This window comes from Formivibrio sp. oc-25, assembly GCF_055810895.1.
The window spans coordinates 1-3,282 of the sequence record NZ_JBVVOL010000063.1; the positions used below are offsets into that span (position 1 = coordinate 1).

General features: G+C 60.9%; 2 protein-coding genes. Both read left to right on the plus strand.

All coding sequences use genetic code 11. The features are described 5' to 3' along the window. On the plus strand, positions 1-1,458 hold a 1,458-nt coding region (locus AC0KVQ_RS16185; protein ID WP_473422227.1), incomplete at its 5' end, for a tagaturonate reductase. Between the two features lie 163 nt (positions 1,459-1,621). Then, positions 1,622-3,151, plus strand: a complete 1,530-nt coding sequence (locus AC0KVQ_RS16190) for a UxaA family hydrolase (RefSeq protein WP_473422228.1) — start codon at positions 1,622-1,624, stop codon at positions 3,149-3,151. The last annotated feature ends 131 nt before the right edge of the window (positions 3,152-3,282 follow it).

Below are 3,282 nucleotides of genomic sequence, written 5' to 3' on the forward strand. Positions count from 1 at the left end.
CACGGTCCGCTATCATCAGGCCCGATCAATATTCTGCAGATAGGCGAAGGCAACTTCCTGCGCGGCTTCGTGGACTGGATGATTGATGTGGCCAATGCGCAAGGCAAGTTCAATGGCAACGTAGCGGTAGCCCAGCCGCTGGCACGCGGCCTGGCCGACAAGCTCAACGAACAGGGCGGCGTGTACACCGTGCTGCTGCGCGGTATCGAAAACGGCCAGACGGTCGAGAACCGCCGTGTGGTGACCTGTATCCAGGAAGGCATCAACCCGCACGCCAACTGGGCACGCATGCTCGAATTGGCGACTTCCACCGACCTGCGCTTTGTTGTCTCCAACACCACCGAAGCCGGCATTGCCGATCTGGAAGAAGCCTATGTGGCTGGCCAGATCCCGCAAAGCTTCCCGGCGCAGATGGCGGCCTTGCTGGTGGCACGTTATCAGGCACTCGGTGGCGCTGCTGCGCCTGGCCTGGTGTTCCTGCCGTGCGAACTGATTGAAGCCAACGGCAGCAAGCTCAAGAGCATCGTGCTGCAGCATGCCCAACGCTGGAACCTGGATGCCGGCTTTGCCGCCTGGGTGGAAAGCGCCAACGTCTTCTGCAACACCCTGGTCGACCGCATTGTGCCGGGCTACCCCGGCGCCGAAGCCGAGGCACTGTTTGCCAAGTTTGGCTACAGCGACACCCTGACCGTGGCCGCCGAGCCGTTCCACCTGTGGGTGATCGAAGGCCCGCAAGCCATCGCTGAAGAATTCCCGCTGCACAAGGCCGGTCTGAACGTAATCTGGACCGACGACATGCAACCGTACCGCACGCGCAAGGTGCGCATCCTGAACGGTGCCCACACCGCCAGCGCACTGGCTTCCTACTGTGCCGGCCTCGATACCGTGACCGAAATGATCGAAGACCCGGTCGTGTCGCGTTACCTCAACCAGGTCATGTTCAGCGACATCGTACCGTTCGTGCAATTGCCGGATGCCGAGCGCAACAGTTATGCCGCCTCGATCATGGAACGCTTTGGCAACACCTTCATCCGTCACGAACTGATCTCGATCGCACTCAATTCCGTTTCCAAGTGGAAAGTGCGTGTCTTGCCGACGGTGAAGGATTACGCCAAGGCCAACGGTAAAGCACCGGCCAACCTCGCCTTCTCGTTGGCGGCCTTGCTGCACTTCTATCATGGCAAGATGGACGCCAGCGGGGAATTTGTCGGCACGCGCAACGGTCAAAGCTATCCGATCAAGGACGATGCCGTCGCGATTGCCGCACTGGATGCTGCTTGGCAAAGCTTTGATGTGGCTAACGCGCAAGCCATGGTCAAGACGATTCTGGCCGATGCCCGCCTGTGGGGTGAAGACCTGAACCAGGTGGCTGATCTGGCCGAGCAGGTGGCAATCCGTCTGGCCCGCATCGAAACCGTTGGCGTGAAGGCCGCGATGGCGGAATTGCTTAACGCATAAGACTGTATCACCCTCTCTCCCGGCCTCTCTCCCGCCAGCGGGAGAGAGGAGAACAATAGCCCCTCGTTCACCGAGGTGGCTGATATTGAATAGCCCCTCGCCCGCGTGCGGGAGAGGGGTTGGGGAGAGGGAGCAACCCAGCAACACACCAAGGACACCCATCATGGCCCAATCTCCTGACTACATCCGCCTGCATGCGAACGACGATGTCGTGATTGCCTGCAAGCAACTGCTGCCGGGCCACAAGCTGGAAGCAGAGAACCTGACCGTGAAGGAAATGATTCCGCCCGGTCACAAGATAGCCACCCATGCGATTGCCGAAGGCGAAGCGGTACGCCGTTACAACCAGGTCATCGGCTTTGCCAAGCGCGCGATCGAAGCCGGCCAGCACATTCACACCCAGAACCTGGGCGTGGGTGGCGAGTTCGAGCGCGACTATGCCTTCTGCCAGGCCAAGAAAGATCCGGAACCGGTCGCCCATCCGGCCACGTTTCAGGGTTTTGTGCGCGCCAACGGCAAGGTCGGCACCCGCAACTATGTGGCGGTGATCGCCTCGGTCAACTGCTCGGCCACCGTGGTGCGCCGCATTGCCGAACATTTCAATCGCAGCGACATCCTGCAAACCCAATACCCCAACATCGACGGCATCGTACCGATCGTTCACAACACCGGTTGCGGCATGAACGGTAATGGTCTGGACATGGTGCTGCTACGCCGCACCATCCACGGCTTTGCCACCCACCCGAACTTTGCCGGCGTACTGCTGGTCGGTCTCGGTTGTGAATTGAACCAGGTCGGCCCGATGATGGACGAGCTGGGTGGTCCGGGTAAATCGACGCTGAAGAGTCTGGTGATCCAGGATGCCGGCGGCACGACCAACGCGATCAAGATGGGTATCGAAGCTGTAGCCGGCATGCTGCCGGCAGCCAATCAGGCCCAGCGTGAACCGGTGCCGGTGAGCAAGCTCATCATCGGCCTGAACTGCGGCGGCTCGGATGGCTATTCCGGCATTACCGCCAACCCGGCACTGGGTGGCATGGTCGATATTCTGGTCGCGCATGGCGGTACCGCCATCCTGTCGGAAACGCCGGAAATCTACGGTGCTGAACACCTCTTGACCTGCCGTGCCGACACGCCGGAAATCGGCCAGAAGCTGGTCGACATCATCGACTGGTGGCGCGACTACACTGCGCGCAATGGCGGCGAGATGGACAACAACCCGTCGGTGGGCAACAAGGCCGGCGGCTTGACCACCATCTTGGAAAAGTCACTCGGTGCCGTGGCCAAGGGCGGCACTACCACCTTGAAGGCGGTGTACAACTTCGCCGAACCGGTCACCGCCAAGGGCTTTGTCTACATGGACACGCCGGGCTACGACCCGGTCTCGGCCACCGGCCAGGCGGCGGGCGGGGCGCAACTGATCTGTTTCACCACCGGTCGCGGCTCCGCGTTTGGCTGTGCCGGCGTGCCGACGATCAAGTTTGCCACCAACAACGCCCTGTGGGAGCGCCAGCGTGACGACATGGATGTGAACTGCGGCGACATCATCACCGGTGAAGAGACGATGGAGCAGTTGAGCCAGCGCATGTTCCAGGCGATCATCGACTATGCCTCGGGCAAGCGTGCGCGCAGTGAAGAGCTGGGCTATGGCCAGGACGAGTTCATCCCGTGGAAGGTCGGCGCCGTGATGTAAGTGCAGGCAGTTGCGAGAGGGTAGTACTGTTGTACACCTTCTCGCGGCTGGTTCATGAGGCGCACCAAGGAAAGCCAATCAGGCCAGGCTGAAAAGAAACAAAGCCCGCACCATCATGGTCGCGGGCTTTG

Excerpts from the sequence above, each read along its gene's own strand:
- AC0KVQ_RS16190 (WP_473422228.1), top strand. The coding sequence starts at position 1,622 with ATGGCCCAATCTCCTGACTACATCCGCCTGCATGCGAACGACGATGTC.